The sequence below is a fragment of the Pseudomonas fragi genome (genome assembly GCF_900105835.1).
In the GTDB taxonomy this organism is placed as follows: domain Bacteria; phylum Pseudomonadota; class Gammaproteobacteria; order Pseudomonadales; family Pseudomonadaceae; genus Aquipseudomonas; species Aquipseudomonas fragi.
In genome coordinates this window covers 2,635,775-2,657,306 of sequence record NZ_LT629783.1, presented here as the reverse complement: position 1 = coordinate 2,657,306, position 21,532 = coordinate 2,635,775, and the positions used below count along the sequence as shown (strand labels likewise).

Annotated in this window: 19 protein-coding genes; 3 read left to right on the top strand and 16 right to left on the bottom strand. The window is 61.9% G+C overall.

The annotated features are described in order from the left end of the window. Nucleotides 1–46 precede the first annotated feature (46 nt). Together cbpA and BLU25_RS12130 are read left to right on the top strand one after the other, a co-directional pair. Complete coding sequence (gene cbpA, locus BLU25_RS12135; protein ID WP_016783348.1) at nt 47–958, top strand: curved DNA-binding protein; 912 nt, start codon at nt 47–49, stop codon at nt 956–958. Between the two features lie 2 nt (nt 959–960). After that, entirely contained in the window at nt 961–1,266 is a 306-nt protein-coding gene (locus tag BLU25_RS12130; RefSeq protein ID WP_016783349.1) for a chaperone modulator CbpM, read from the top strand. Nucleotides 1,267–1,393: 127 nt separating this feature from the next. Here BLU25_RS12130 and BLU25_RS12125 read toward each other — a convergent pair whose 3' ends face one another. From BLU25_RS12125 to urtA, 12 genes are all read right to left on the bottom strand, one after another. Continuing rightward, nucleotides 1,394–2,527 (bottom strand): sensor histidine kinase, encoded by a 1,134-nt coding sequence (locus BLU25_RS12125; RefSeq protein WP_016783350.1) that lies wholly within the window; start codon nt 2,525–2,527, stop codon nt 1,394–1,396. A gap of 106 nt (nt 2,528–2,633) precedes the next feature. Continuing rightward, nucleotides 2,634–4,334 (bottom strand): urease subunit alpha, encoded by a 1,701-nt coding sequence (gene ureC, locus BLU25_RS12120; RefSeq protein WP_016783351.1) that lies wholly within the window; start codon nt 4,332–4,334, stop codon nt 2,634–2,636. A gap of 136 nt (nt 4,335–4,470) precedes the next feature. Continuing rightward, complete coding sequence (locus tag BLU25_RS12115) at nt 4,471–4,779, bottom strand: urease subunit beta (protein ID WP_016783352.1); 309 nt, start codon at nt 4,777–4,779, stop codon at nt 4,471–4,473. Beyond that, entirely contained in the window at nt 4,776–5,309 is a 534-nt protein-coding gene (locus BLU25_RS12110; protein ID WP_016783353.1) for a GNAT family N-acetyltransferase, read from the bottom strand. Before BLU25_RS12110 ends, BLU25_RS12115 begins: the two co-directional genes overlap by 4 nt. Further along, entirely contained in the window at nt 5,306–5,839 is a 534-nt protein-coding gene (locus tag BLU25_RS12105; protein WP_016783354.1) for a GNAT family N-acetyltransferase, read from the bottom strand. The genes BLU25_RS12110 and BLU25_RS12105 overlap by 4 nt, the downstream gene beginning before the upstream one ends. Before the next feature lie 8 nt (nt 5,840–5,847). Continuing rightward, on the bottom strand, nt 5,848–6,150 hold the full coding sequence (gene ureA, locus BLU25_RS12100) for an urease subunit gamma (protein ID WP_016783355.1): 303 nt from the start codon (nt 6,148–6,150) through the stop codon (nt 5,848–5,850). Between the two features lie 169 nt (nt 6,151–6,319). Further along, nucleotides 6,320–7,159, bottom strand: a complete 840-nt coding sequence (locus BLU25_RS12095) for an urease accessory protein UreD (protein ID WP_016783356.1) — start codon at nt 7,157–7,159, stop codon at nt 6,320–6,322. Between the two features lie 32 nt (nt 7,160–7,191). Further along, nucleotides 7,192–7,890, bottom strand: coding sequence for an urea ABC transporter ATP-binding subunit UrtE (gene urtE / locus BLU25_RS12090; RefSeq protein WP_016783357.1), 699 nt, complete (start codon nt 7,888–7,890; stop codon nt 7,192–7,194). A gap of 121 nt (nt 7,891–8,011) precedes the next feature. Then, nucleotides 8,012–8,860, bottom strand: a complete 849-nt coding sequence (urtD, locus tag BLU25_RS12085; RefSeq protein WP_016783358.1) for an urea ABC transporter ATP-binding protein UrtD — start codon at nt 8,858–8,860, stop codon at nt 8,012–8,014. Further along, complete coding sequence (gene urtC, locus BLU25_RS12080) at nt 8,857–9,936, bottom strand: urea ABC transporter permease subunit UrtC (RefSeq protein ID WP_016783359.1); 1,080 nt, start codon at nt 9,934–9,936, stop codon at nt 8,857–8,859. Before urtC ends, urtD begins: the two co-directional genes overlap by 4 nt. Beyond that, nucleotides 9,936–11,438 (bottom strand): urea ABC transporter permease subunit UrtB, encoded by a 1,503-nt coding sequence (gene urtB, locus BLU25_RS12075; protein ID WP_029611712.1) that lies wholly within the window; start codon nt 11,436–11,438, stop codon nt 9,936–9,938. The genes urtC and urtB overlap by 1 nt, the downstream gene beginning before the upstream one ends. A 90-nt stretch (nt 11,439–11,528) precedes the next feature. Further along, nucleotides 11,529–12,794: an urea ABC transporter substrate-binding protein gene (gene urtA / locus BLU25_RS12070; protein WP_016783361.1), complete on the bottom strand. Its 1,266-nt coding sequence runs from the start codon at nt 12,792–12,794 to the stop codon at nt 11,529–11,531. Nucleotides 12,795–13,095: 301 nt separating this feature from the next. On the opposite strand from urtA, the gene BLU25_RS12065 reads away from it, so the two are divergent. After that, complete coding sequence (locus tag BLU25_RS12065; RefSeq protein ID WP_016783362.1) at nt 13,096–16,479, top strand: DUF4329 domain-containing protein; 3,384 nt, start codon at nt 13,096–13,098, stop codon at nt 16,477–16,479. 26 nt (nt 16,480–16,505) lie between these two features. Here BLU25_RS12065 and BLU25_RS12060 read toward each other — a convergent pair whose 3' ends face one another. The 4 genes from BLU25_RS12060 to BLU25_RS12045 form a co-directional block, all read right to left on the bottom strand. Then, nucleotides 16,506–17,516: a FecCD family ABC transporter permease gene (locus tag BLU25_RS12060; protein ID WP_016783363.1), complete on the bottom strand. Its 1,011-nt coding sequence runs from the start codon at nt 17,514–17,516 to the stop codon at nt 16,506–16,508. After that, nucleotides 17,513–18,463 (bottom strand): ABC transporter substrate-binding protein, encoded by a 951-nt coding sequence (locus BLU25_RS12055; protein WP_016783364.1) that lies wholly within the window; start codon nt 18,461–18,463, stop codon nt 17,513–17,515. Before BLU25_RS12055 ends, BLU25_RS12060 begins: the two co-directional genes overlap by 4 nt. Beyond that, nucleotides 18,460–19,248 (bottom strand): ABC transporter ATP-binding protein, encoded by a 789-nt coding sequence (locus BLU25_RS12050; protein ID WP_016783365.1) that lies wholly within the window; start codon nt 19,246–19,248, stop codon nt 18,460–18,462. Before BLU25_RS12050 ends, BLU25_RS12055 begins: the two co-directional genes overlap by 4 nt. A gap of 112 nt (nt 19,249–19,360) precedes the next feature. Continuing rightward, on the bottom strand, nt 19,361–21,487 hold the full coding sequence (locus tag BLU25_RS12045; protein ID WP_016783366.1) for a TonB-dependent receptor: 2,127 nt from the start codon (nt 21,485–21,487) through the stop codon (nt 19,361–19,363). Between the last annotated feature and the right edge of the window lie 45 nt (nt 21,488–21,532).

The window sequence follows — 21,532 nt, the reverse complement described above, 5'->3', positions numbered from 1 at the left end:
GGCTGGTCGCAGCAGCGCCATATTGATAACGGATGGTGATCCTTACATGGACTTCAAAGACTATTACAAGATCCTGGGTGTCGAGCCCACGGCTGACGACAAGGCGATCAAGACCGCCTATCGCAAGCTGGCGCGCAAATATCACCCGGATGTAAGCAAGGAAAAGGACGCCGAGGCTAAGTTCAAGGACGTCAACGAAGCGTATGAAGCACTGAAAAGTGCCGATAAACGCGCCGAATACGATGAAATTCGTAAATATGGCCAGCATGGCCAGCCGTTCCAGGGCCCGCCGGGGTGGCAGGGTCATTCCAGTGGTGGCTTCGAGGATTCGGGCGATTTCTCGGACTTCTTCAGCTCGATCTTCGGTTCGCGCGGTGGTGGCTTTGGTGGGCAATCAGGCCGCAGTGCGGGCCGTCGCGGGCAGGATGTAGAAATGGAATTGCCGATTTTTCTTGAAGAAACCCTGTCGGGCGAGTCGAAGCCGATCAGCTTCCAGATCGGTGGCGTCAGCAAGACCCTGAATGTGAAGATCCCGGCCGGTGTGACCGACGGCGAACGTATCCGCCTCAAGGGCCAGGGTGGTCCGGGCGTGGGTGGCGGGGCCAATGGTGATCTGTACCTGATCATCCGCTTTGCGCCGCATCCGAAGTTCGACGTGGAAGGTCACGACCTGGTCATCACCGTGCCGCTGGCACCGTGGGAAGCTGCGTTGGGTACCAAGGTGGCGATCCCGACCTTGACCAGCAAGGTGATGATGACCATTCGCCCTGACAGCCAGAGTGGTCAGCGCATGCGTATCAAGGGCCACGGCCTGGTCGACAAGAAAGGCCAGCGTGGTGATTTGTATGCCCAATTGAAAGTGGTCATGCCGACCCATGGCGACGAAGCCACCAAAGCCCTGTGGCAAGAACTCGCCGACAAAGCGGCATTTGACCCGAGAGCCCAATGGAGTAACTGATCATGAGCAGCACCCTGATCGTTCAGCTGGACATGGAAAGGTTCTGCGAAGAGGCCAATATCCCGGCCACTTACGTGATAGAGATTGTCGAACACGGAATTATCGAACCTCAGGGCCGCACGCCTGACGTGTGGCGTTTTGAAGACTACGAACTGGTTATCGCCAGGCGTGCGGCCAAGCTGCGTGATGATCTGCAGATGGAATGGGAAGGCGTGGCGCTGGCGCTGGATCTGCTCGAAGAAGTGCAGCAATTGCGTGCTGAAAATCAGCGATTGAAACAGCAGCTGGGGCGGTTTGTGGCGCAATAGCTGAAGCCTGCCCACAGGCTTTGTGGGAGCTGGCTTGCCTGCGATGGTATCGGCGCGGTGTTCCTGTTGAACCGCGGCGACTGAATCGCGAGCAAGCCCACTCCCACAGAGAGCGTTTGCAGATGGCTCAGGCGTTTTTGGGCAACACCACCGTAAACGTCGTGCCCTCGGCTTCGGTCGAGGTCACGTCGATGCGGCCCCCGTGCGCGTCCACCACTTCCTTGATGATAAACAGCCCCAGGCCCAGGCTGGTCGACGTACCCGGCTGGCTCAGGTCTTCGCTGGGGCTGCGCACCAGCGGGTCGAACAGGGTGCCGATGGCATCCTCGGCGATGGGCATGCCGACGTTGTGCACGCGCAAGGTCACGGCTTCGCTGTCCCCGCTCAGGTGCAAGGTCACCTTGCCCCGGCGCGCCCCGTGCTGCAGGGCGTTGCCGATCAGGTTTTGCAGCAGTTGCCCCAGCCGGCGCGGGTCCCAGTGCCCTTGCACATCACCCTCGACCTGCAGCGTCGGGGCGCAATCCGGTTGCCCGGCGCAGGCTTCGTCCAGCGCCGCCTGGCAGGCCTGGCCCAAGTCCATCGCCCGCGGCTCGATCGGCAGGCTGGTACCCAGGCGGCTGCGCACGAACTCCAGCAAATCATTGACCATCGCGCCCATGTGCCGCGCGCCATTCTTGATCGCCAGCAGATAAGGCTGCGCCACAGGATCGAGGCGGGTTTTGCGTTCAAGCATTTCGCTGGACATGCTCACCGCCTGCAACGGTGCACGCAGGTCGTGGCCGAGGATGGCAAGGAAGATGTCCCGCGAGCGGTTGACCTGTTCGGCATAGGCCGCCGTGGATTCGGCCAGTGCCTGATCGATGGCTTCGTTGAAGCGGATCATGTCCTGCATATGCGACAGGGCGGGCGCGTCGATGCTGGCGACCCACAAGCGGATCACGCAGGCGCGCAGATGGCGGAATTCCGAAGTCATCTGCACCAGGTCAAAGCCCACCGTGTGCCGCAACTCGCCGTGGCTGGCGGCGGCTTCGTCCAGGGCCGGGCTGGTTTCGGGGCCTTCGCCCTCAGCCTTGGCCTGCTGCTCGCTGGCGGTTTGGGCGGTGTTCATGTCCCGCGAGGCAGCCAGCAGGATTTCCCTGGCATGGTCGCGCAGCGCCACGCTGTTCATGGTCTCGGCAGCCGGGGTGATGGTCTCGGCAAACTGCTCCCATTCATCGACGATACGGTCAACATTGAGCACGATGAATTCAGATAGGCCCATGACCCCACATACCTTGCTGCAAGAGCGGTTGTAATGAAAAGTGACGCATCTTAACGTCAATTCCGTATTTTCAATACAACCGCCAATCCCCTGCAAATACGGGCTGTCAGAACAGAAAGTAGCGCTGTGCCATCGGCAGCACGTCGGCCGGTTCACACCACAGCAATACACCATCGGCCTTGACCTGATAGGTCTGCGGGTCGACCTCGATTTCAGGCAGGTAGCCGTTGTGGATCAGGTCCTTTTTCTGTACATCCCGGCAGCCCTTGACCACCGCAATTTGCTTTTGCAAACCCAGCGCTGCCGGCACGCCTGCGTCCAAGGCGGCCTGGCTGATAAAGGTCAGGCAGGTGGCATGGCGCGAGCCGCCGTAGCTGGCGAACATCGGGCGATAGTGAACCGGTTGCGGCGTGGGGATCGAGGCGTTGGCATCGCCCATCAGGCTCGACGCGATAGCCCCGCCCTTGATGATCAGCGTCGGTTTGACGCCGAAGAACGCCGGGCGCCACAGCACCAGGTCAGCCCACTTGCCCACTTCCACCGACCCTACTTCATGGCTTACGCCGTGGGTGATCGCCGGGTTGATGGTGTATTTGGCGATATAGCGCTTGGCGCGGAAGTTGTCGTTGCCAGGTGCATCTTCGGGCAGCGGGCCGCGCTGTTTTTTCATTTTGTCGGCAGTTTGCCAGGTGCGTGTGATTACTTCGCCGACGCGGCCCATGGCCTGGCTGTCGGAGCTGATCATGGAGAACGCACCGAGGTCATGGAGGATGTCTTCGGCAGCGATGGTCTCGCGGCGGATGCGGCTTTCGGCGAAGGCCACGTCCTCGGCGATGCTCGGGTCGAGGTGATGGCAGACCATCAGCATGTCGAGGTGTTCGTCGATGGTGTTGCGGGTAAAGGGACGGGTCGGGTTGGTGGAGCTGGGCAGCACGTTGGTCAGGCCGCAGGCCTTGATGATGTCCGGCGCATGCCCGCCACCGGCACCTTCGGTGTGATAGGTGTGGATGGTGCGGCCCTTGAAGGCGGCGAGGGTGGTTTCGACAAAGCCGGACTCGTTCAGGGTGTCGCTGTGGATCGCCACTTGTACGTCATACCGGTCAGCGACCGTCAGGCAGTTGTCGATGGATGCCGGGGTGGTGCCCCAGTCCTCGTGTAGCTTGAGGCCGATGGCCCCGGCTTCGACCTGCTCGATCAGCGGCTGCGGCAGGCTGGCGTTACCCTTGCCGGTAAAGCCCATGTTCATCGGGAACGAATCGGCGGCCTGGAGCATGCGCGCCATGTGCCACGGCCCGGAGGTGCAGGTGGTGGCATTGGTGCCGGTGGCTGGCCCGGTGCCGCCGCCGATCATGGTGGTTACGCCGCTGTTGAGCGCTTCTTCGATCTGCTGCGGGCAGATAAAGTGGATATGGGTGTCGATGCCGCCGGCGGTAAGGATCATGCCTTCACCGGCGATCACTTCGGTGCTGGCGCCGATGGCGATGGTGACGTTGGGCTGGATATCCGGGTTGCCGGCCTTGCCGATGGCATGGATGCGCCCGTTCTTGAGGCCCACATCGGCCTTGACGATGCCCCAGTGATCGATGATCAGCGCGTTGGTGATCAGCGTGTCCACCACCTCGGCAGCAAGCAGCTGGCTCTGGCCCATGCCGTCACGGATCACCTTGCCGCCGCCGAACTTCACTTCTTCGCCATAGGTGGTGAAGTCCTGTTCGACTTCGATCCACAACTCGGTGTCGGCCAGGCGAACCTTGTCACCGACGGTAGGGCCGAACATGTCGGCGTAGGCCTGACGGGAGATTTTCATGGTGCGTTCCTGAACATTAATTCGGATTTTGTGGGAGCGGGCTTGCTCGCGATGCGGGCGGCGCGGTTTGCCTGCATGACCGCGTAGATGCCATCGCGAGCCAGCCCGCTCCCACAGGGGGATGGTGTGTTTCAGGTCAATCCAGCTCGCCCATCACTCGCCCGGCAAAGCCGAACACCCTGCGCAATCCGGCCAGTTCCACCAGCTCTACTTCGCGGGTTTGGCCCGGCTCGAAGCGCACGGCGGTGCCGGCCGGGATGTTCAGGCGCATGCCGCGGCTGTCGCCACGGTCAAACATCAGGGCATCGTTGGTTTCGAAAAAGTGATAGTGCGAGCCGACCTGAATCGGCCGGTCACCACGGTTCGATACGCTCAGGCTGAGGGTGCGGCGACCCACATTCAGCTCGATGTCGCCTGCTTCAATACGGTATTCACCCGGAATCATTGCGGCTCACTCAAGGTTTTGAAGTAGATGGCAGTCGGGCTGTAATGGCCGTCGGGGCTTTGGCAGTAGTTGGGCAGTTCGCCCACGCGGGTATAGCCCAGGGCGCTGTAGAAGTTCTCGGCGGGGGAGCCGGCTTCAGTGTCCAGGTGCAGCAAGCCGCGCTTGAGTTCGCGAGCGCCCTGTTCCAGGGCATGGATCAACACCTGGCCCAGCCCGCGGCGACGCACTTCATTGAGCACCAGCAATTTTTGCACCTCGGCACGGTTCAGGCCGTTGGCCTTCTGGCACAGCGCCAGTTGCACGCTGGCCAGGACGCGCTGATCTTCCACCAGTACCCAGAGCAGCAGGTTGCCTTGCTCCAGTTGCGCGTGAACTTCGTTGAAGTAGCGGCTGGCCTGGGGCTGGTCCAGGTCGTTCATGAACCCCACCGACGCGCCGTGCCCGACTGCATCGAGCAGCAACACGATCAAGTCATCGCGGTATTGGGCAAAGCTCTGCGCGGTGACGCGTACTACCTGCTCGGCATTCATTGTCCGGGCTCCTTGGGCGGCAGGGCGCCGGGGTTGAGCATCAGTTGCATAAAGGTCAGGTCGAGCCAGCGGCCGAACTTGATCCCCACCTGCGGCATGCGCCCGCTGGTGACGAAACCCAGTTGTTTGTGGACATGGATCGACGCCGCGTTGCCGCCTTCGATGGCGGCGACCATCACGTGTTTGTCGCAGGCCCGGGCGCGCTTGATCAACTCGGCCAGCAATTGTGGCCCAAGCTTTTTGCCGCGCTGCTCGGGGTGGATATACACCGAGTGCTCGACGGTATGGCGAAAGCCCTCGAACGGACGCCAGTCGCCGAACGAGGCATAGCCCAGGGCGATATTGGCTTCGTCGACGATCACCAGGATCGGGTAGCCCTGGGCCTGGCGGGCGTCGAACCATTGTTGGCGGTTGGCCAGGTCGACGGTCTGTTCGTTCCAGATGGCCAGGGTGTTGAGCACCGCATCGTTGTAGATATCGCGAATCGCCGGCAGGTCCGCCGCGACTGCATCACGAATGACATAAGACATGCTCGGCCTCAGGCGATGGGTTGGTGGACGGTGACCAGTTTGGTGCCATCCGGGAAGGTGGCTTCGACCTGGATGTCGGGGATCATTTCCGGAATGCCTTCCATCACTTGGTCGCGGGTCAGCAAGGTGGTGCCGTAGTGCATCAGCTCGGCGACGGTGCGGCCATCGCGGGCGCCTTCGAGCAGCGCGGCGGAGATATAGGCGATGGTTTCCGGGTAGTTGAGAATTACACCGCGGGCCAACCGACGCTCGGCCAGCAGGCCTGCGGTGAAGATCAGCATCTTGTCTTTTTCGCGTGGGGTCAGGTCCATGGTCGGGTCCGTGTTCGGCAGTTAAAAATTGTGTTTGTGCTCAAAATAAAAAGCCCCTCACCCCAACCCTCTCCCAGAGGGAGAGGGAGCTGATCTGTGGTGCTACGCAAATCTGCTTTTGCCTTTAGTCCCCTCTCCCTCTGGGAGAGGGCTAGGGTGAGGGCGCTCTTCAGGTACTCCAGATGCGTGGCGCCAATGCCTCGCGCCCCAGCAATGCTGGGCGCAGCAAGCGCCATAAATCAATCAGCCAGCTGCGCGCCTGCAAGGCTTCACCGGCCAGGCAGCGTGCAACCAGTAAACCCGGTAATTGAGTCAAATCCCCGCGCACCGGGTTGGCCAGCGAGCGGCAGCGCTCCAGCAGCTCGGCACTGATCTCACCTGTCACCAGCAGTGTGGCGAACACCGGGTTGCCGTCCAGGCCAATGGGTGAATCCAGCAGCCCGTCGCCGCCAGCAATGCGCTGGCGCTCGTGCCAGAGCAACTGGCCGTCGCGGCGGATATCCAGGTGCGACTGAAAGTGCCCGTGCTCAAACCGTTCGCCACTGGCCAGGCGCCCCAGCGCCACCATGTCCCAGTAAAACAGCCGGGCATCGCCTTCAAGTTCAATCCGGGTGGTGAGTTCAGCCTGGGCCGCGCTGAACACGATGGTCTCCTGCGGCAGCCATTCCAGGGTCGCGCCGGCGGCCACGATCAATTCGACTGTCTGGTAAGCCGGGCCTGCCGCGCGATACCACTTGGCCGCGCCAGGACTGGTCAGTTGCGCCCAGGCACCGGGGCCGACGCTGGCGCTGATGCTCAGTTGGTCGCCCCCGGCAATCCCCCCCGGCGGGTGGACAATGATGTGCTGGCACACCTCGGGGCCTTCGGCATACAGGTGCTTTTGCACCCGCAGCGGTCCGAGGTGGCGGCGCAGGGTCGGCCGCGTGCTGTCGCCGAAACGGCCATAGCCCAGCTCCAGCTCGGCGAGCCAGCTGGGGGTGAACAATGCGGTGTTGGCCGGCAGGTTCATATGTAGGACTTTTCACCAAGTAGAGACGCAGATTAAATCGTTACCAGCCCGCGTACACCTTCTGTTTGCATATTTTCACCCCGGCCCTGCTGCACGATTTCGCCACGGGACATCACCAGATACTGGTCGGCCAGTTCTTCGGCAAAGTCATAAAACTGCTCCACCAGCAAAATCGCCATATCGCCGCGGGCGGCGAGCATTTTGATCACCGCGCCGATCTCCTTGATCACCGAGGGCTGGATGCCTTCGGTGGGTTCGTCTAGGATCAGCAGGCGCGGGCGACTGGCCAGGGCGCGACCGATGGCCAGCTGTTGCTGCTGGCCGCCGGACAAGTCGCCGCCGCGCCGATGCTTCATTTGCAGCAGCACCGGGAACAGCTCGTAGATAAATGCCGGCACCTCTTTGGCCTCGGCGCCGGGAAAGCGCGACAGCCCCATCAGCAGGTTTTCTTCCACTGTCAGGCGCCCGAAAATCTCCCGGCCCTGGGGCACATAGGCGATCCCGGCATGTACCCGCTGGTGGGGTTTGAGCGTGGTGATTGGCTGGCCTTCCCACTGCACGCTGCCTTCCTTGATTGGCAGCAAACCCATCAGGCATTTGAGCAGCGTGGTCTTGCCCACGCCATTGCGGCCCAGCAGGCAGGTGACTTCGCCGACTTTGACCTCGAATGACAGGCCGCGCAGGATATGGCTGCCGCCGTAGTACTGATGCAGTTTTTCGACGTTAAGCATGTTCAGATTCTCCCCATGCCCCTGTGGGAGCGGGCTTGCCCGCGATGGCATCACCGCGGATTGACTGACAGATCGCATCGCCTGAATCGCGGGCAAGCCCGCTCCCACCCAAGGCAGGCTTTCAGCGACCCAGGTAGACCTCGATCACCCGTTCATCCGCCTGCACCTGTTCCAGCGAGCCTTCGGCCAATACGCTGCCCTGATGCAGCACGGTGACGTGGTCGGCAATCGAGCCGACAAAGCCCATGTCATGCTCCACCACCATCAACGAGTGCTTGCCCGCCAGGCTCTTGAACAGCTCGGCGGTGAATTCGGTTTCGGCATCGGTCATGCCCGCTACCGGCTCGTCAAGCAACAGCAGTTGCGGGTCTTGCACCAGCAACATGCCAATTTCCAGAAACTGCTTCTGGCCGTGGGACAACAGCCCCGCAGGCCGATGGGCCGAGCCGCTCAGGCGGATGGTGTGCAGCACTTCACCGATGCGGTCCTTTTGCTCGCCCGACAGCTTCGCGCGCAAGCTGGCCCATACCGACTTGTCGGTCTTTTGTGCCAGTTCCAGGTTTTCGAACACGCTCAGGGCTTCAAACACCGTAGGCTTCTGGAACTTGCGGCCGATACCGGCCTGGGCGATCTGCACTTCGCTCATCTGGCGCAGGTCGAGGGTTTCGCCAAACCAGGCCTGGCCTTCACTGGGCCGGGTCTTGCCGGTAATCACGTCCATCATGGTGGTCTTGCCCGCGCCATTGGGGCCGATGATGCAACGCAGTTCGCCGACACCGATATACAGGTTGAGGTTGTTCAGGGCCTTGAAGCCATCGAAGCTGACGCTGATGTCTTCCAGGGTCAGGATGGTGCCGTGGCGGGTGTTCAGCCCCGACCCGGCGGCTTGCCCCAGGCCAATGGCGTCGCGGCTGCTGCCAGCGTCCAGCACGGGTTCGAGCATGAATTCGGCGGTCGGTGTGATTCTCATTGTTCGCCTCTTTTTTTCAGCAGGCCAATCACGCCTTTGGGCAGGTACAGGGTCACGACGATAAACAGCGCGCCCAGGAAGAACAGCCAGTATTCGGGGAAGGCCACGGTAAACCAGCTCTTCATGCCGTTGACCACACCGGCGCCCAGCAACGGCCCGATCAGGGTGCCGCGCCCGCCGAGGGCGACCCATACGGCGGCTTCGATGGAGTTGGTCGGCGACATTTCACCCGGGTTGATAATGCCCACCTGCGGCACATACAAGGCCCCGGCCAGACCGCACAACACCGCGCTCAATACCCACACGAACAGCTTGAAACCGCGCGGGTCGTAGCCGCAGAACATCAGGCGGTTTTCTGCATCGCGCAGCGCCGTCAGCACCCGGCCGAACTTGCTGCGCGCCAGCCGCCAGCCAAGGAACAGGCTGGCCACCAACAGCAACACGGTGGCGAAAAACAGCGCGGCGCGGGTGCCCGGTTCGGTAATGCCAAAGCCCAGGATGCTGCGAAAGTTGGTAAAGCCGTTGTTGCCGCCAAAGCCGGTTTCGTTGCGGAAGAACAGCAGCATCCCGGCGAAGGTCAGGGCCTGGGTCATGATCGAGAAATACACGCCCTTGATCCGCGAGCGAAAGGCGAAAAAGCCGAACACCAAAGCCAGCAGGCCGGGAGCCAATACCACCAGGCACATGGCCCACCAGAAATGCTCGGTGCCGACCCAGTACCACGGTAATTCAGTCCACGATAAAAAGGTCATGAAGGCCGGCAGCTCATCGCCCGAGGCCTGGCGCATCAGGTACATACCCATCGCGTAGCCGCCCAGGGCGAAGAACAGGCCGTGGCCGAGCGACAGCAGCCCGGCGTAACCCCAGACCAGATCCAGCGCCAGGGCGACAATGGCGTAGCAGAGGATCTTGCCCACCAGCGTCAGGGTGTAGGCCGAGACCTGTAACGGGCTGTCGGCGGGCAGCAGCGACAGCAGCGGCAGGGCCAGCAACACCAGCAACACCAACGCGCCCGCCAGCGTAGTAACCGTGGGCCCGGCCTTTTGTGCAGCAGTGACCATCAGAGGCTGATTCATCAGTCGATCACCCGTCCTTTAAGCGCGAAGAGCCCCTGCGGACGCTTCTGGATAAACAGAATGATCAGTCCCAGAATCAGGATTTTGCCCAGTACGGCACCGATCTGCGGTTCAAGAATCTTGTTGGCAATGCCCAGGCCGAAGGCTGCATACACGGTGCCGGCCAATTGGCCGACGCCGCCCAGCACCACCACCAGAAACGAGTCGATGATGTAGCCCTGGCCCAGGTCCGGGCCGACGTTGCCGACCTGGCTCAGGGCCACGCCACCAAGCCCGGCAATTCCCGAGCCGAGGCCAAAGGCAAGCATGTCCACGCGCCCGGTGGGCACGCCGCAGCAGGCGGCCATGTTGCGGTTCTGGGTAACGGCGCGCACATTGAGGCCCAGGCGGGTCTTGTTCAGCAGCAGCCAGGTGAGCACCACCACGGCCAGGGCGAAGACGATGATCACCAGGCGGTTGTACGGCAGCACCAGGTTGGGCAGCACTTGCAGGCCGCCCGACAGCCAGGCCGGGTTGGCCACTTCGACGTTTTGCGCGCCGAACAACACACGCACCAGCTGGATCAGGATCAGGCTGATGCCCCAGGTGGCGAGCAGGGTTTCCAGCGGGCGGCCGTAGAGGTGGCGAATGATGGTGCGCTCCAGCAGCATGCCCACGGCTGCGGTGACGAAGAACGCCACCGGCAGGGCCAGCAGCGGGTAGAACTCGATGGCGCCGGGGGCAAAGCGCTGGAACAGCAACTGCACGCAGTAGGTGGAATAGGCGCCGAGCATCAGCATCTCGCCGTGGGCCATATTGATGACGCCCAGCAGGCCGAAGGTAATGGCCAGCCCCAGGGCCGCCAGCAGCAGGATCGAACCCAGGGACAAACCACTGAACGCCTGCCCCAGCAAATCGCCGATCAGCAGTTTGCGTTTGACTTGCACCAGGCTGGTTTCGGCGGCGGTGCGCACCCCGGCATCGGCTTCTGCGCCCGGTTGCAGCAGGTTTTCGAGACGGGTACGGGCCAGCGGCTCGCCGGTTTCACCCAGCAGGCGCACGGCTGCCAAACGCACGGCCGGGTCGGGGTCGACCAGTTGCAGATTGGCCAGCGCCAGGCTCAGGGCGCTGTGTACATCGCTGTCGGTTTCGCCGGCCAGTTGTCGGTCGAGGAAGTGGAGTTGTGCCGGTTTGGCGGATTTTTGCAGTTGCTGCGCGGCGCTTAAACGCAGTTTGGGATCGCTGGCGAGCAACTGATGGCTGGCCAGTGCCGTGTCGATCAGGCCGCGCAGGCGGTTGTTCAGGCGCAGGGTTTTAACCTGACCGTCTACTGTGACCTGGCCCTGTTGCAGGCTGTTGATCAGCTCTACGCGGGCGGGAACCGGTTGGGCCGCCCAGCTTTCCAGCAGTTGGGCCTGTGCGGAATTGTTGGCTGCTGCGAAGTCGCTGGCGTCATCGGCGAAGACGGCCAATGGCAGCAACAGCAGGCAGCTGAGGATAAGACGGTAAAGGGCAGTGGGCATAATCATGGCCTTGCACAGATAGAAGCAATTCAACACACCTGTGGGAGCGAGCAAGCCCGCTCCCACAAAAGCACAATGATGCGTCAGGCTTTAGTTACTCTTCACCGCGTAATCGGGCTTCTTGTCGTTACCCGGGATATAAGGGCTCCACGGCTGGGCGCGGATCGGCCCTTCGGTCTGCCACACCACGCTGAACTGCCCGTCGGGCTGGATCTCGCCGATCATCACCGGCTTGTGCAGGTGGTGGTTGGTCTTGTCCATCGTCAGGGTGTAGCCCGACGGTGCGGCAAAGGTCTGGCCAGCCAGCGCTTCGCGCACCTTGTCGACATCGGTGGACTTGGCTTTTTCCGCCGCCTGGGCCCACATGTGAATGCCCACATAGGTGGCCTCCATCGGGTCGTTGGTCACGGCCTTGTCGGCGCCCGGCAGGTTGTGGGCCTTGGCGTAGGCTTTCCAGTCGGCGACGAATTTGGCGTTGACCGGGTTTTCCACCGACTGGAAGTAGTTCCACGCCGCCAGGTTGCCCACCAGCGGTTTGGTGTCGATGCCGCGCAGTTCTTCCTCACCCACCGAGAATGCGATGACCGGCACGTCGGTCGCTTTCAGGCCCTGGTTGGCCAGCTCTTTATAGAAGGGCACGTTGGAGTCGCCGTTGACCGTGGAAATCACCGCGGTCTTGCCACCGGCCGAGAACTTTTTGATATTGGCCACGATGGTCTGGTAATCGCTGTGACCAAACGGGGTGTAGACCTCTTCGATGTCCTTGTCGGCGACACCCTTGGAATGCAGGAACGCCCGCAGGATCTTGTTGGTGGTGCGCGGGTACACGTAATCAGTGCCCAGCAGCACAAAGCGTTTGGCGCTGCCGCCATCTTCGCTCATCAGGTACTCCACCGCCGGGATCGCCTGCTGGTTCGGTGCGGCGCCGGTATAGAAAACGTTGGGCGACATCTCTTCGCCTTCGTATTGCACCGGGTAGAACAGCAGGCCGTTGAGTTCTTCAAAGACCGGCAATACCGACTTGCGCGACACCGAGGTCCAGCAGCCGAACACCACGGCGACCTTGTCCTGGGTCAGCAACTGCCGGCCTTTTTCGGCAAACAGCGGCCAGTTGGAGGCCGGGTCCACGACCACCGCTTCAAGCATCTTGCCGTTGACGCCGCCCTTGGCATTGATCTCGTCGATGGTCATCAGCGCCATGTCTTTGAGCGAGGTTTCGGAAATGGCCATGGTCCCGGACAGCGAATGCAGAATCCCCACCTTGATGGTCTCGGCGGCTTGTACCGTCCAGGTCATACCCATGGCGGCAATGGAGGCAGAGAGGGTGAAAGCCTTGAGCAAGCTACGACGCTTCATGGTGCGATCTCCGGGAACATGATGTTTATCAGGGGCAGATACGAACGGTACCGGGGCTTTTGCAAGGGCTGTGCCGAGACTGCGCAACCGCTCTGTGTCGTGGCTTTGCGCGAAAATCTGGCGTTTTGATGCCCCAGTTTGGGGCTGCAGATGCCAGCAAGGTGCGTTGTGCGCTCCGCTGTGGTGCCGGGCACCTTTAAACAGGAAATATTTAATTACCGCAGCAGGCAGGGGGATCCGGGCAAGGATGCAGGCAGGCCGTGTACCCGCCATTCCTTTTAGCCGAACGAGACCAATGCCCATGCAACAGCCACAAGCCACCCAGCAAGGCTGGGCCCCACCCAATGTGTTCGTTGAATTGCCCACCCTGAGCCCGCCGTTTTTGAGCGCGGACGATGCGGCGCGCTTTGCCCATGAGCTGATTGGCGACCACCGTGACGTGCAATACGGCGGGGCAATTGTGAAAAACAATCTGGAGCAGTTTTTTGCCACGCGCCCGGTGACGGGGCATGGCGCGCTGTTCAGGCCCGAGCGGGTCATGTCGACCAATCAGTCAGGCACGTTCAAGCACCCGCCGGGCTACACCTGCGTTGCCTTTTATCACTCCCATGCCGATATCTATGAGCAGGTCCAGACCCTGTACGAAGGCTGGCCGAGCGAAAGCCTGTTTGCCCGGGTCAACCTGTTCTCGCCGATCGATATCTACACCATGATGCTTATGCAGCCATTTGTGGCGGTCAGCTATTTGTCGGGGCTCAATGGTTCGCTGATTAAATACGAGTGCAGTGGCTCGGATGAGGAAAAGCACTTCACCCAGTTGCTGGGCAACGCCAGGGAGCGCTCGGTGGAGACGATCGACTCCCCACGCAAGGCTGCGCTGATCCTGATAAAGCTCGGCACGCTCAGCGTGATCCAGTCCAGTGAGTGCTGGGACAAAAAGGTCGGTGCGCTGGATGGCTCATTTACCCCCTGGACGCCCCAGAGCCTGCTGGATATCGAGCGCGTGATTATCCAGCGCCCGGCCTTCGGCCCGATTGTGAGCACTGAGGCGCTGGCCCTGCAATACGTGCGCAGCCGTACTGATCAGACGCCCGACGAGCATTACGGGGTGATCCTCAGGCACAACGAACGCGACGAGTTCGTGGTGTCCGAACCGATCACCACGCACATGGATTTCTCCCTGAACCGGGTGTTTCTCAAGTCCCGGGAAGGGGTGCCGGTGCTGCTGCCGGGCTATCAGCTGCATGCCTTGTATGGCTGTGATGGCGAATACCGAGACCCCACGCTGATCCCGGCCGAGCAGGCCTCGCTGTACAAGAACTTCCTGCACCCGCAATCCCTGGAGAACGGTATCGTGGTCGCCCAACTGCTGGGCAGACCAGCGCAACGCCAGGCTTTACCCCTGTTTATCGCGACCCGTGATGGCGCGATGCTCAAGTATGTGTCCCGTTACTCGGCCGATGAAAAGACCCTGTTTGCCAAGTTGTCCGAAGCCGAAGGCGGGGGCATGGAGCTGATCCGCAACTTGCTGGCCGATGTTGAACCGACGCTGTCGTTTATTCATCGGGTGGCCCACTGCGGTGAGTTGAGTGTGGTGCATAGCAGTGAACTGTGGAGCCAGGTCGGCCGGGTGCAAGTGGACTGGCAGCCGTATCGGGGGTTTGTGCGGCGCAACCTGGGCCCGACATTTGTCACCGCCGACGATGCCGCACGCCATGCTCACGAGCTGATCGCCGGGCGTGTGGATGCGGTCTATGGCGGGTTGATTTACCAGGACCAGAACCACAGGTATTTCGCCACCGAACCGCTGGCCGTTCACACCGAGATCTTTCAGCCGCAGCAGGTTATCCCCCCAGAGATGGCGGCCCTGGCGCCGCCCGGGGGCAGCGTGGTCGCGGCGTATCAGAGCCATCGGGTGCAGCCGCTGCAACTGTGGCGCCCGGCGAGCGAGGAACAGTTGATCCGCAATGTGTTTGAGCCCCACGAGCTGTACATGGCCATTCAGGACCGGGTCGAAATTGCTTCGCGCTACCTCTCGATCCGGGATGGCGCATTGCTCAAGCTCACCCCCCGGGGTTCGGCAGAAGAGCAGGCGTTTATGGCCAGCCTGGCGCCGCCGGCCGAGCACCCGGAGCAGGTGCGCAAAAACACCCTGCAAATGCAGCTGCGCGCCAATGCCCTGATGCCCAGCGATTATGTCGCCCGGATCAGCAAGGCCTGCGGTCTGCATGTGGTGATGGGCAGCGCACTGTGGGGCAACCCGGGGCAAGTGACGCCCAAGTGGAAACCCTGCGAAGTACGCGCCGGAATTTACGAGGTCAAGGTGCAGCCGCCATTGAGCCCGATTTTTGCCCAGGCCCAGGACGCCATGCGTTATGCCCACGAGCGTATGGGCGAGCGTAAATACCGTCAGTTCGGGGTCATCCTGAAAAAAACCGACCGTGATGAATTTGTCGTCACCCAGCCGTTTGTTGCCGGGCGCCTGGGCATGCAATTGGGGCGTATTTTTCCTCATCCCTTTGGCCTGCTGGGGTACAGCCTGCCCCGGGGGTTCAGGTTCCACGCGGTGTATATCGCCGCGCCCAGTGTGCCTAAAGATCAGGTGCCCGGTTCCGTCTACGCTGACTTCATCGCCCCTGTGGACCTGTCCCAGAGTGCGGTGCTGATGAGTACGGTGCGTGACCAGATGCCTGGAACGTCGGTGTATCCGCCACTGTTTATCTCGACCCGCGACGGCGCCCTGTTGAGCTATCGCACCTTGAGCCTGGGCAAGCTGCTGGATCTGGAGGGGCCGTTTTCGTCCCAGAGCTCGATGCTCATCGGGCTGCTCAACGGCAAGATCAGCCCCACCGAATATGTGCGGCATATTGCTGGCAGTGGCCAGCTGGAGGTGGTGCTCAAGAGCAGTACCTGGGCAACCCTGGGGCGAGTGACCGAACAATGGCGGCCGGATGCCTTTGATGCGCAGCCCGTAGCGCCATTGCCCAACGTGGTGGCCCTGGGGCCGGAGTTCGTGCATATCGACGATGCGGCGCTGTATTTCCATCGCCGGCTGGCCCGGCCGCATGTGGCCGAGACCCTGGGGGTGATTTTCCGTCGCGACTATTACGGCCGTTTTGTGGCTCAGGAACAGGTGCTGATAAACCCCGACCTTGAGCACAGCAGCGGCCGCATGCGGCCTCAGCCCGTGCTGGCGCCCCAGAGCACACCGTGGGGCCTGTGTTTTGCCCATCGCCCCGAGCCCCCGATTCTGGTTCGCTCGCGCATTGGCCAATGGATCGACCATAGCTTCTGGCCAATGGACATTTGCTATGTCACCCAGGGCCTTGTCGGTTTGGGCTTTACGATGAATATTGCCTACCTGAGCGGCAATGACGGTGCGTTGCTCAAATATGTGCGCGGCTCGAGCCGGGAGCTGGGTGTGTTGTGCCAGGCCCTGGGCGGGGCCGACTACGACGAAGTGCGGCGTTTGAACCGGCAATGGATCGACAGCGGGCTCGACAACGAAGGCCAGCACACTGCCAGGTTGCTCAAAGCCGGTGAGCTGGTGGTGGTGCATACCAGCAGTAACTGGCCACGCACCGGGTGGGTGACGCCTGACTGGAAAAACCAGCAGCCCGTTACGCGGATGCCGGTATTGCCGTGGGCACCTTCACCTGCAACGCGGGACAGGGATGAGCTTTAGCCGACCCATAGCTGTGCCCGTCAGGATCAGCGCTTGCGCATCAGGCCGATAAAGAACAGCCCGCCGATCGCCGCCGTGGCCACGCCGATGGGCAGGTCTTCGGGGGCGATCAGGGTGCGCGCCGCCACGTCGACCCACACCAGGAACACACTGCCCAGCAAGGCCGAGACCGGCAGCAGGCGCCGGTGCTCGGCCCCCACCAGGCGCCGGGCAATGTGCGGGATCATCAGGCCGACAAAGCCGATCGAGCCGCTGATGGCCACCAGCACGCCGGTCATCAGTGAGGCGATCAGAAACACCCGCAAGCGCACGTTGCGTGCATTCAAACCCAAGGTCACCGCTGTTTGTTCACCGGCCATCAATGCGTTTAACGGGCGGGCCATGCCCAGCAGCAACACCAGCCCCAGCAGCACGCTGGCGCTGGGGATGGCCAGCAGTTCCCAGCGTGCCAGCCCCAGGCCGCCGAGCATCCAGAACAGCACGGCAGAACTGGCACGGTGGTCGCCCAGAAACAGCAGGGTATTGGCCACGGCCATCATCACGAATGACACGGCAACCCCGCATAACAGCAGGCGGTCGCTGTCGAGGCGACCGTGGCGGCTGGCGATGGCCAGCACCAGGATCATGCTCAGCAGCGCGCCGATAAAGGCGGCGATGGGCAGGGTCAGCAGGCCGACGATTTCACCCACATGCAGCACCACAATCACTGCGCCCAGGGTGGCGCCGCTGGTCACGCCCAGCAGGTGCGGGTCGGCCAGGGGGTTGCGCGTCACCGCTTGCAGTACCGCACCGATCAACGCCAGCCCGGCGCCCACCAATGCGCCGAGCAGCATGCGCGGCACGCGGATCAGCCACACGATGTGCTCTTGCCCGGCGCTCCAGTTCTTGTCACCGATGCCAAACAGCTTGTTCAGCAAAATCTGCCACACCACGTCCACCGGCACCCGCGCCGGGCCAAAACCCAGCGAAACCACGCACGACACCAGCAGCAGCGCGCCAAGGGCAATCAGCAACAGGGCATAGCGGCGGGCGATCATTGTGGGTGAAAGCCTTTGGCCAGGGTTTCGATGGCGAGCACGTTGTCGATACCCGGCGTGGCCTGCACATAAGGGATAACGATAAAGCGCTGGTTGCGGATCGCGTCTACCGATTGCAGCGCCGGGTTGTTCTCCAGGAAGCGCTGTTTTTGCTCGGCGCTTACTTCGCTGTAGTCGACGATCACGATCACTTCGGGGTTGCGCTCGACCACGGTTTCCCAGTTGATGCGGGTCCAGCTGGCGTCGATATCGCTGAGGATGTCGTTGCCGCCGGCAGCTTCGATCAGGGCGTGGGGGATGCCCAGCTTGCCCGAGGTCATGGCCCGGTCTTCGCCGCTGTCGTACAGGAATACACGGGGTTTGGCAGCGGGCAGGGTCTTTTGTACGTCGGCAATTTTTGCCTGCATTTGTGCGATCAGCGCATTGGCGCGGTCCTGCACGTCGAAGATTTTGCCCAGGTTGCGCAGGTCGTTGTAGGTGTCTTCCATGCTGGCGGGCGGGCGTTTCATGACAAATGCGCAGGACTCGGTCAGCTCATACACATTGATGCCCAGCGGCGTCAGGGTTTGCGGTGTAAGGTCACCGCCCACGCGCATGCCGTAATCCCAGCCGGCGAAGAAGAAGTCGACATTGGCATTGAGCAGGGTTTCCACCGACGGGTACTTGCTTGCCAGCTCCGGCAGGCCCTCCAGGATGACCTTCATTTGCGGGGTGACAGCCTTCCAGCCGCTGATGCCGCTGTAGCCGGCCATATGTGGTTTGAGCCCCAGGGCGAGCATCATCTGGGTCATGTTGATGTCATGGCTGACCGCGTGTTTGGGGGCTTCGATGAAGCTCACCTCACGGTTGCAGCTCTTGATGGTCAACGGGTAATGGGTGCTCTCGGCAAAGGCCAGGGGCGAGGCGAGCACGGCGCACAGGCCGAGGGCAAAACGGATCAGGTTCATGCTTGGGTTATCCAGGTAATGCGCGGGTAGCCGGACAGCGGATGGTCGTCGATCAGGGCCGCGACACCAAACACATCGCGCAGCAATTCGACGGTCAGCACTTCGCGGGGCGTGCCGCTGGCGATGATCTTGCCGTGGTCGATCACATACAGGCGGTCGCAAAAGGCGGCAGCCAGGTTGAGGTCGTGGATGCTGGCCAGGGTGCCGATATTCAGGCGCTTGACCAGTTGCAGCAACTCCAGCTGATAACGCGGATCGAGGTGGTTGGTGGGCTCGTCGAGGATCAGCAGTTCGGGCTGCTGGGTCAGGGCGCGGGCCAGGATCACCCGTTGTTTTTCACCCCCCGAGAGGTTGGCGAAGGCGTGGTCTTCAAAGCCCTGCAGGCCGACGGAAGCGAGGGCGTTTTTGACCAGCTGGCGATCGGCGTCGGTGTCGCCGTCGAACAGGCCCTTGTGCGGCGTGCGACCCATGGCGACCACTTCGTCCACGGTCAGACCGAAGGTGTCGGGGAATTCTTGCAACACCACAGCGATGCGTTGCGCGCACCAGCGGGGTGATTGCTGCCAGAGGTTGTGCGTGCCGAGGTGAACCTGGCCGGCCTCGGGCTTGCTGAAGCGGTAGGCACAACGCAGCAGGCTGGTCTTGCCGCTGCCGTTGGGGCCGATCAGCCCCACGAACTCACCCGCCGCGACATGCAGGTTGGCATCACGCAGCTGGAACTGGTGATGGCAATGGCCGTGACCCAGAGGGGTCCAGGCGAGCTGGGTGAGGGTGAGGCGGGTCATAAAATCCGGTGCATTTCCAGTGTGTGGGAGCGGGCTTGCTCGCGATGACATCGCCGCAGTCTGCCTGACAGACCGCGCCGCCTGCATCGCGAGCAAGCCCGCTCCCACAGGGTTAGAAGGTGTAATCGGCAGTCACGAAAAACGAACGCGGTTCGCCCATGATCCATTGCTGGCCGCCATTGTATTGGGTTACGGCGTACTGGCGGTCGAACAAATTGTTCAAACGCAAACCCAGGGTGGTTTTGGGCAACGCTTTCCAGCTCACAGTGGCGTCGACCACGGTGTAGCTCGGCAGTTCGACGTTGTTGGCCATGTCGGCATACCGCGAGTCGACATAGCGCACGCCGGCACCGGCACTTACATCATCGGTGATGGCCTTGCTCAACCACAGGTTGGCGGTGCGACGCGGTACGTCGGTGGGGCGGTTGCCTTTGCGCGAGACGCCTTCGTCGTCGAATTTGTCGTACTGCGCACGCACCACCGAAGCGTTGGCCTGTAACGCCCAGCGCTGCGGCAGTTGTAGGTCGAGGCTGGCTTCCAGGCCGCTGGAGGACTGCTCGCCCACTTGCAGCGAATTGCCCGGGATATTCGGGTCGGAGGTCAGCAGGTCTTTTTTGACGATGTGATACGCCGCCAGGGTCCACTCGCCGCGCTGGTCCCAGAACATCTGCTTGAAGCCGATTTCGGTCTGCCGTGCATGGGCCAGTTCGAAGTTTTGCTGCTTCTCGCTCAGGCTGATCAAGCCGCCCACGCCATCCACGCTGGTGGCTTGCTGGGCATAAATCGACATGTCCGGGGTCAGCTCGTAGACCAGCCCGACTTTCCAGCTGTTGGCCGACAGGCTGCGGTCGCTACGGGTAGCGTCGCCATTGGCGGCAAAGTCATCGCGGTCCAGATGCACGATATCGCGGCGCACGCCGGTCACCAGCGACAGTTGATCGCTCAGCTCGGTGCGGTTTTCTGCAATCAGCGAAACCTGTTGCGTGGTGGTGGTGTATTGATCGCGGTACGGCGACTGGCTTTCGAATTCGCCACGATCCGGGTGGTACAGATCAATGGGTTGACCGTTTTCATTCACGTCTTTATACGGCGAGTTGCTGTGCAGGTTGAAGTGGATGCGGTTGTAATCCGCGCCCACCAGAGTTCTGCTTTTAAGGCCGAACAGGTCGTGGTTGAGGGTGAAGGTCTGACGGTCGCCGACCTGCTCCTGCTCGTGCTTGATGCTGTAGTAACCGCTGCGCAGCAAGGTCTGCTGGCTTTCATTCCACGCATGGTTTTCGGCGTTCTGCCAACGACGCTGGGCCTTGAGGTAATACAGCTCGTTGTTGGCGCTGAGGTCGTCGTTGATCTGCCATTCAGTATTGAGGCGCGTCCACTGGTCGTTGTAATGCAGTTTGGCATCACGCACGTTGTAGTTTTTGTCGCGCAGGCTCTCGTGATACCGGCCATTGATCAGCGGCACGCCGAAGTCGTTTTGCGGCTGCTGGTCGCCGTAGTCGTGGCTGAGGGTGAACGCCAGGTCGTCGCTGGCCTGCCAGCGCAGGGCAGCGCTGACAAAGGTGTTTTCGGAGTCGCCGTGGTCGATCCAGCCGTTGCTCTGGACGTGGTTGATGTTCAAGCGGTAGCTCAGGGTGTCGGTCAGCGAGCCGCCGCTGTCCAGCGCCTGCTGGCGGGTATCGTAGGAGCCGTAGCCCACCCGCAGGTGGTTTTCGATTGCGCCGGTAAAAGGCTTTTTCGGGATCACGTTGATCACCGCGCCGGTGGCGCCTTCGCCATACAGTACCGAGGCCGGGCCGCGCAGTACGTCGATGCGCTCAACCGACCAGTCGTCCACCGGGAAAGTCACGGTGCCCGCGCCGCTGTACATGCGCACGCCGTCATAAAGCTGCATCACCGAACCTTCACCGACGAAGCCCCGGGCCGAGTAGGCCGAGCCACCGTTGCCCGGCGTGCCGGTATTGCTGATGCCAGTGGTGCGGGTCACGGCGTCCTGCACACTGCGGTCGCCCCGGGCGCGGATTTGCGCACCGGTCAGGCTTTCAACGCTGGCCGGGGTTTCCAGGCTGTTGAGGTTCAGGCGTGAGCCGGCGCTGGTGACGGTCTTGAGGTCGATGCTTTCGATTTCGACTTCAGGGGCGGTGATGCTCGCGGCCGGCAGCATCAGGGACGGGGCGGTGTCATCGGCCTGGGCGCTGTTCAGCGCCAGCAGGCAGAGGCTGGACAAAAAGTACTTGTTCATCGGGGCAGTGAGTCGCTTATTTCAGAGGGTGTCCCCGCTGCCTCC

Excerpts from the sequence above, each read along its gene's own strand:
- cbpA (WP_016783348.1), top strand. The coding sequence starts at position 47 with ATGGACTTCAAAGACTATTACAAGATCCTGGGTGTCGAGCCCACGGCT.
- BLU25_RS12130 (WP_016783349.1), top strand. The coding sequence starts at position 961 with ATGAGCAGCACCCTGATCGTTCAGCTGGACATGGAAAGGTTCTGCGAA.
- BLU25_RS12125 (WP_016783350.1), bottom strand. The coding sequence starts at position 2,527 with ATGGGCCTATCTGAATTCATCGTGCTCAATGTTGACCGTATCGTCGAT.
- ureC (WP_016783351.1), bottom strand. The coding sequence starts at position 4,334 with ATGAAAATCTCCCGTCAGGCCTACGCCGACATGTTCGGCCCTACCGTC.
- BLU25_RS12115 (WP_016783352.1), bottom strand. The coding sequence starts at position 4,779 with ATGATTCCGGGTGAATACCGTATTGAAGCAGGCGACATCGAGCTGAAT.
- BLU25_RS12110 (WP_016783353.1), bottom strand. The coding sequence starts at position 5,309 with ATGAATGCCGAGCAGGTAGTACGCGTCACCGCGCAGAGCTTTGCCCAA.
- BLU25_RS12105 (WP_016783354.1), bottom strand. The coding sequence starts at position 5,839 with ATGTCTTATGTCATTCGTGATGCAGTCGCGGCGGACCTGCCGGCGATT.
- ureA (WP_016783355.1), bottom strand. The coding sequence starts at position 6,150 with ATGGACCTGACCCCACGCGAAAAAGACAAGATGCTGATCTTCACCGCA.
- BLU25_RS12095 (WP_016783356.1), bottom strand. The coding sequence starts at position 7,159 with ATGAACCTGCCGGCCAACACCGCATTGTTCACCCCCAGCTGGCTCGCC.
- urtE (WP_016783357.1), bottom strand. The coding sequence starts at position 7,890 with ATGCTTAACGTCGAAAAACTGCATCAGTACTACGGCGGCAGCCATATC.
- urtD (WP_016783358.1), bottom strand. The coding sequence starts at position 8,860 with ATGAGAATCACACCGACCGCCGAATTCATGCTCGAACCCGTGCTGGAC.
- urtC (WP_016783359.1), bottom strand. The coding sequence starts at position 9,936 with ATGAATCAGCCTCTGATGGTCACTGCTGCACAAAAGGCCGGGCCCACG.
- urtB (WP_029611712.1), bottom strand. The coding sequence starts at position 11,438 with ATGCCCACTGCCCTTTACCGTCTTATCCTCAGCTGCCTGCTGTTGCTG.
- urtA (WP_016783361.1), bottom strand. The coding sequence starts at position 12,794 with ATGAAGCGTCGTAGCTTGCTCAAGGCTTTCACCCTCTCTGCCTCCATT.
- BLU25_RS12065 (WP_016783362.1), top strand. The coding sequence starts at position 13,096 with ATGCAACAGCCACAAGCCACCCAGCAAGGCTGGGCCCCACCCAATGTG.
- BLU25_RS12060 (WP_016783363.1), bottom strand. The coding sequence starts at position 17,516 with ATGATCGCCCGCCGCTATGCCCTGTTGCTGATTGCCCTTGGCGCGCTG.
- BLU25_RS12055 (WP_016783364.1), bottom strand. The coding sequence starts at position 18,463 with ATGAACCTGATCCGTTTTGCCCTCGGCCTGTGCGCCGTGCTCGCCTCG.
- BLU25_RS12050 (WP_016783365.1), bottom strand. The coding sequence starts at position 19,248 with ATGACCCGCCTCACCCTCACCCAGCTCGCCTGGACCCCTCTGGGTCAC.
- BLU25_RS12045 (WP_016783366.1), bottom strand. The coding sequence starts at position 21,487 with ATGAACAAGTACTTTTTGTCCAGCCTCTGCCTGCTGGCGCTGAACAGC.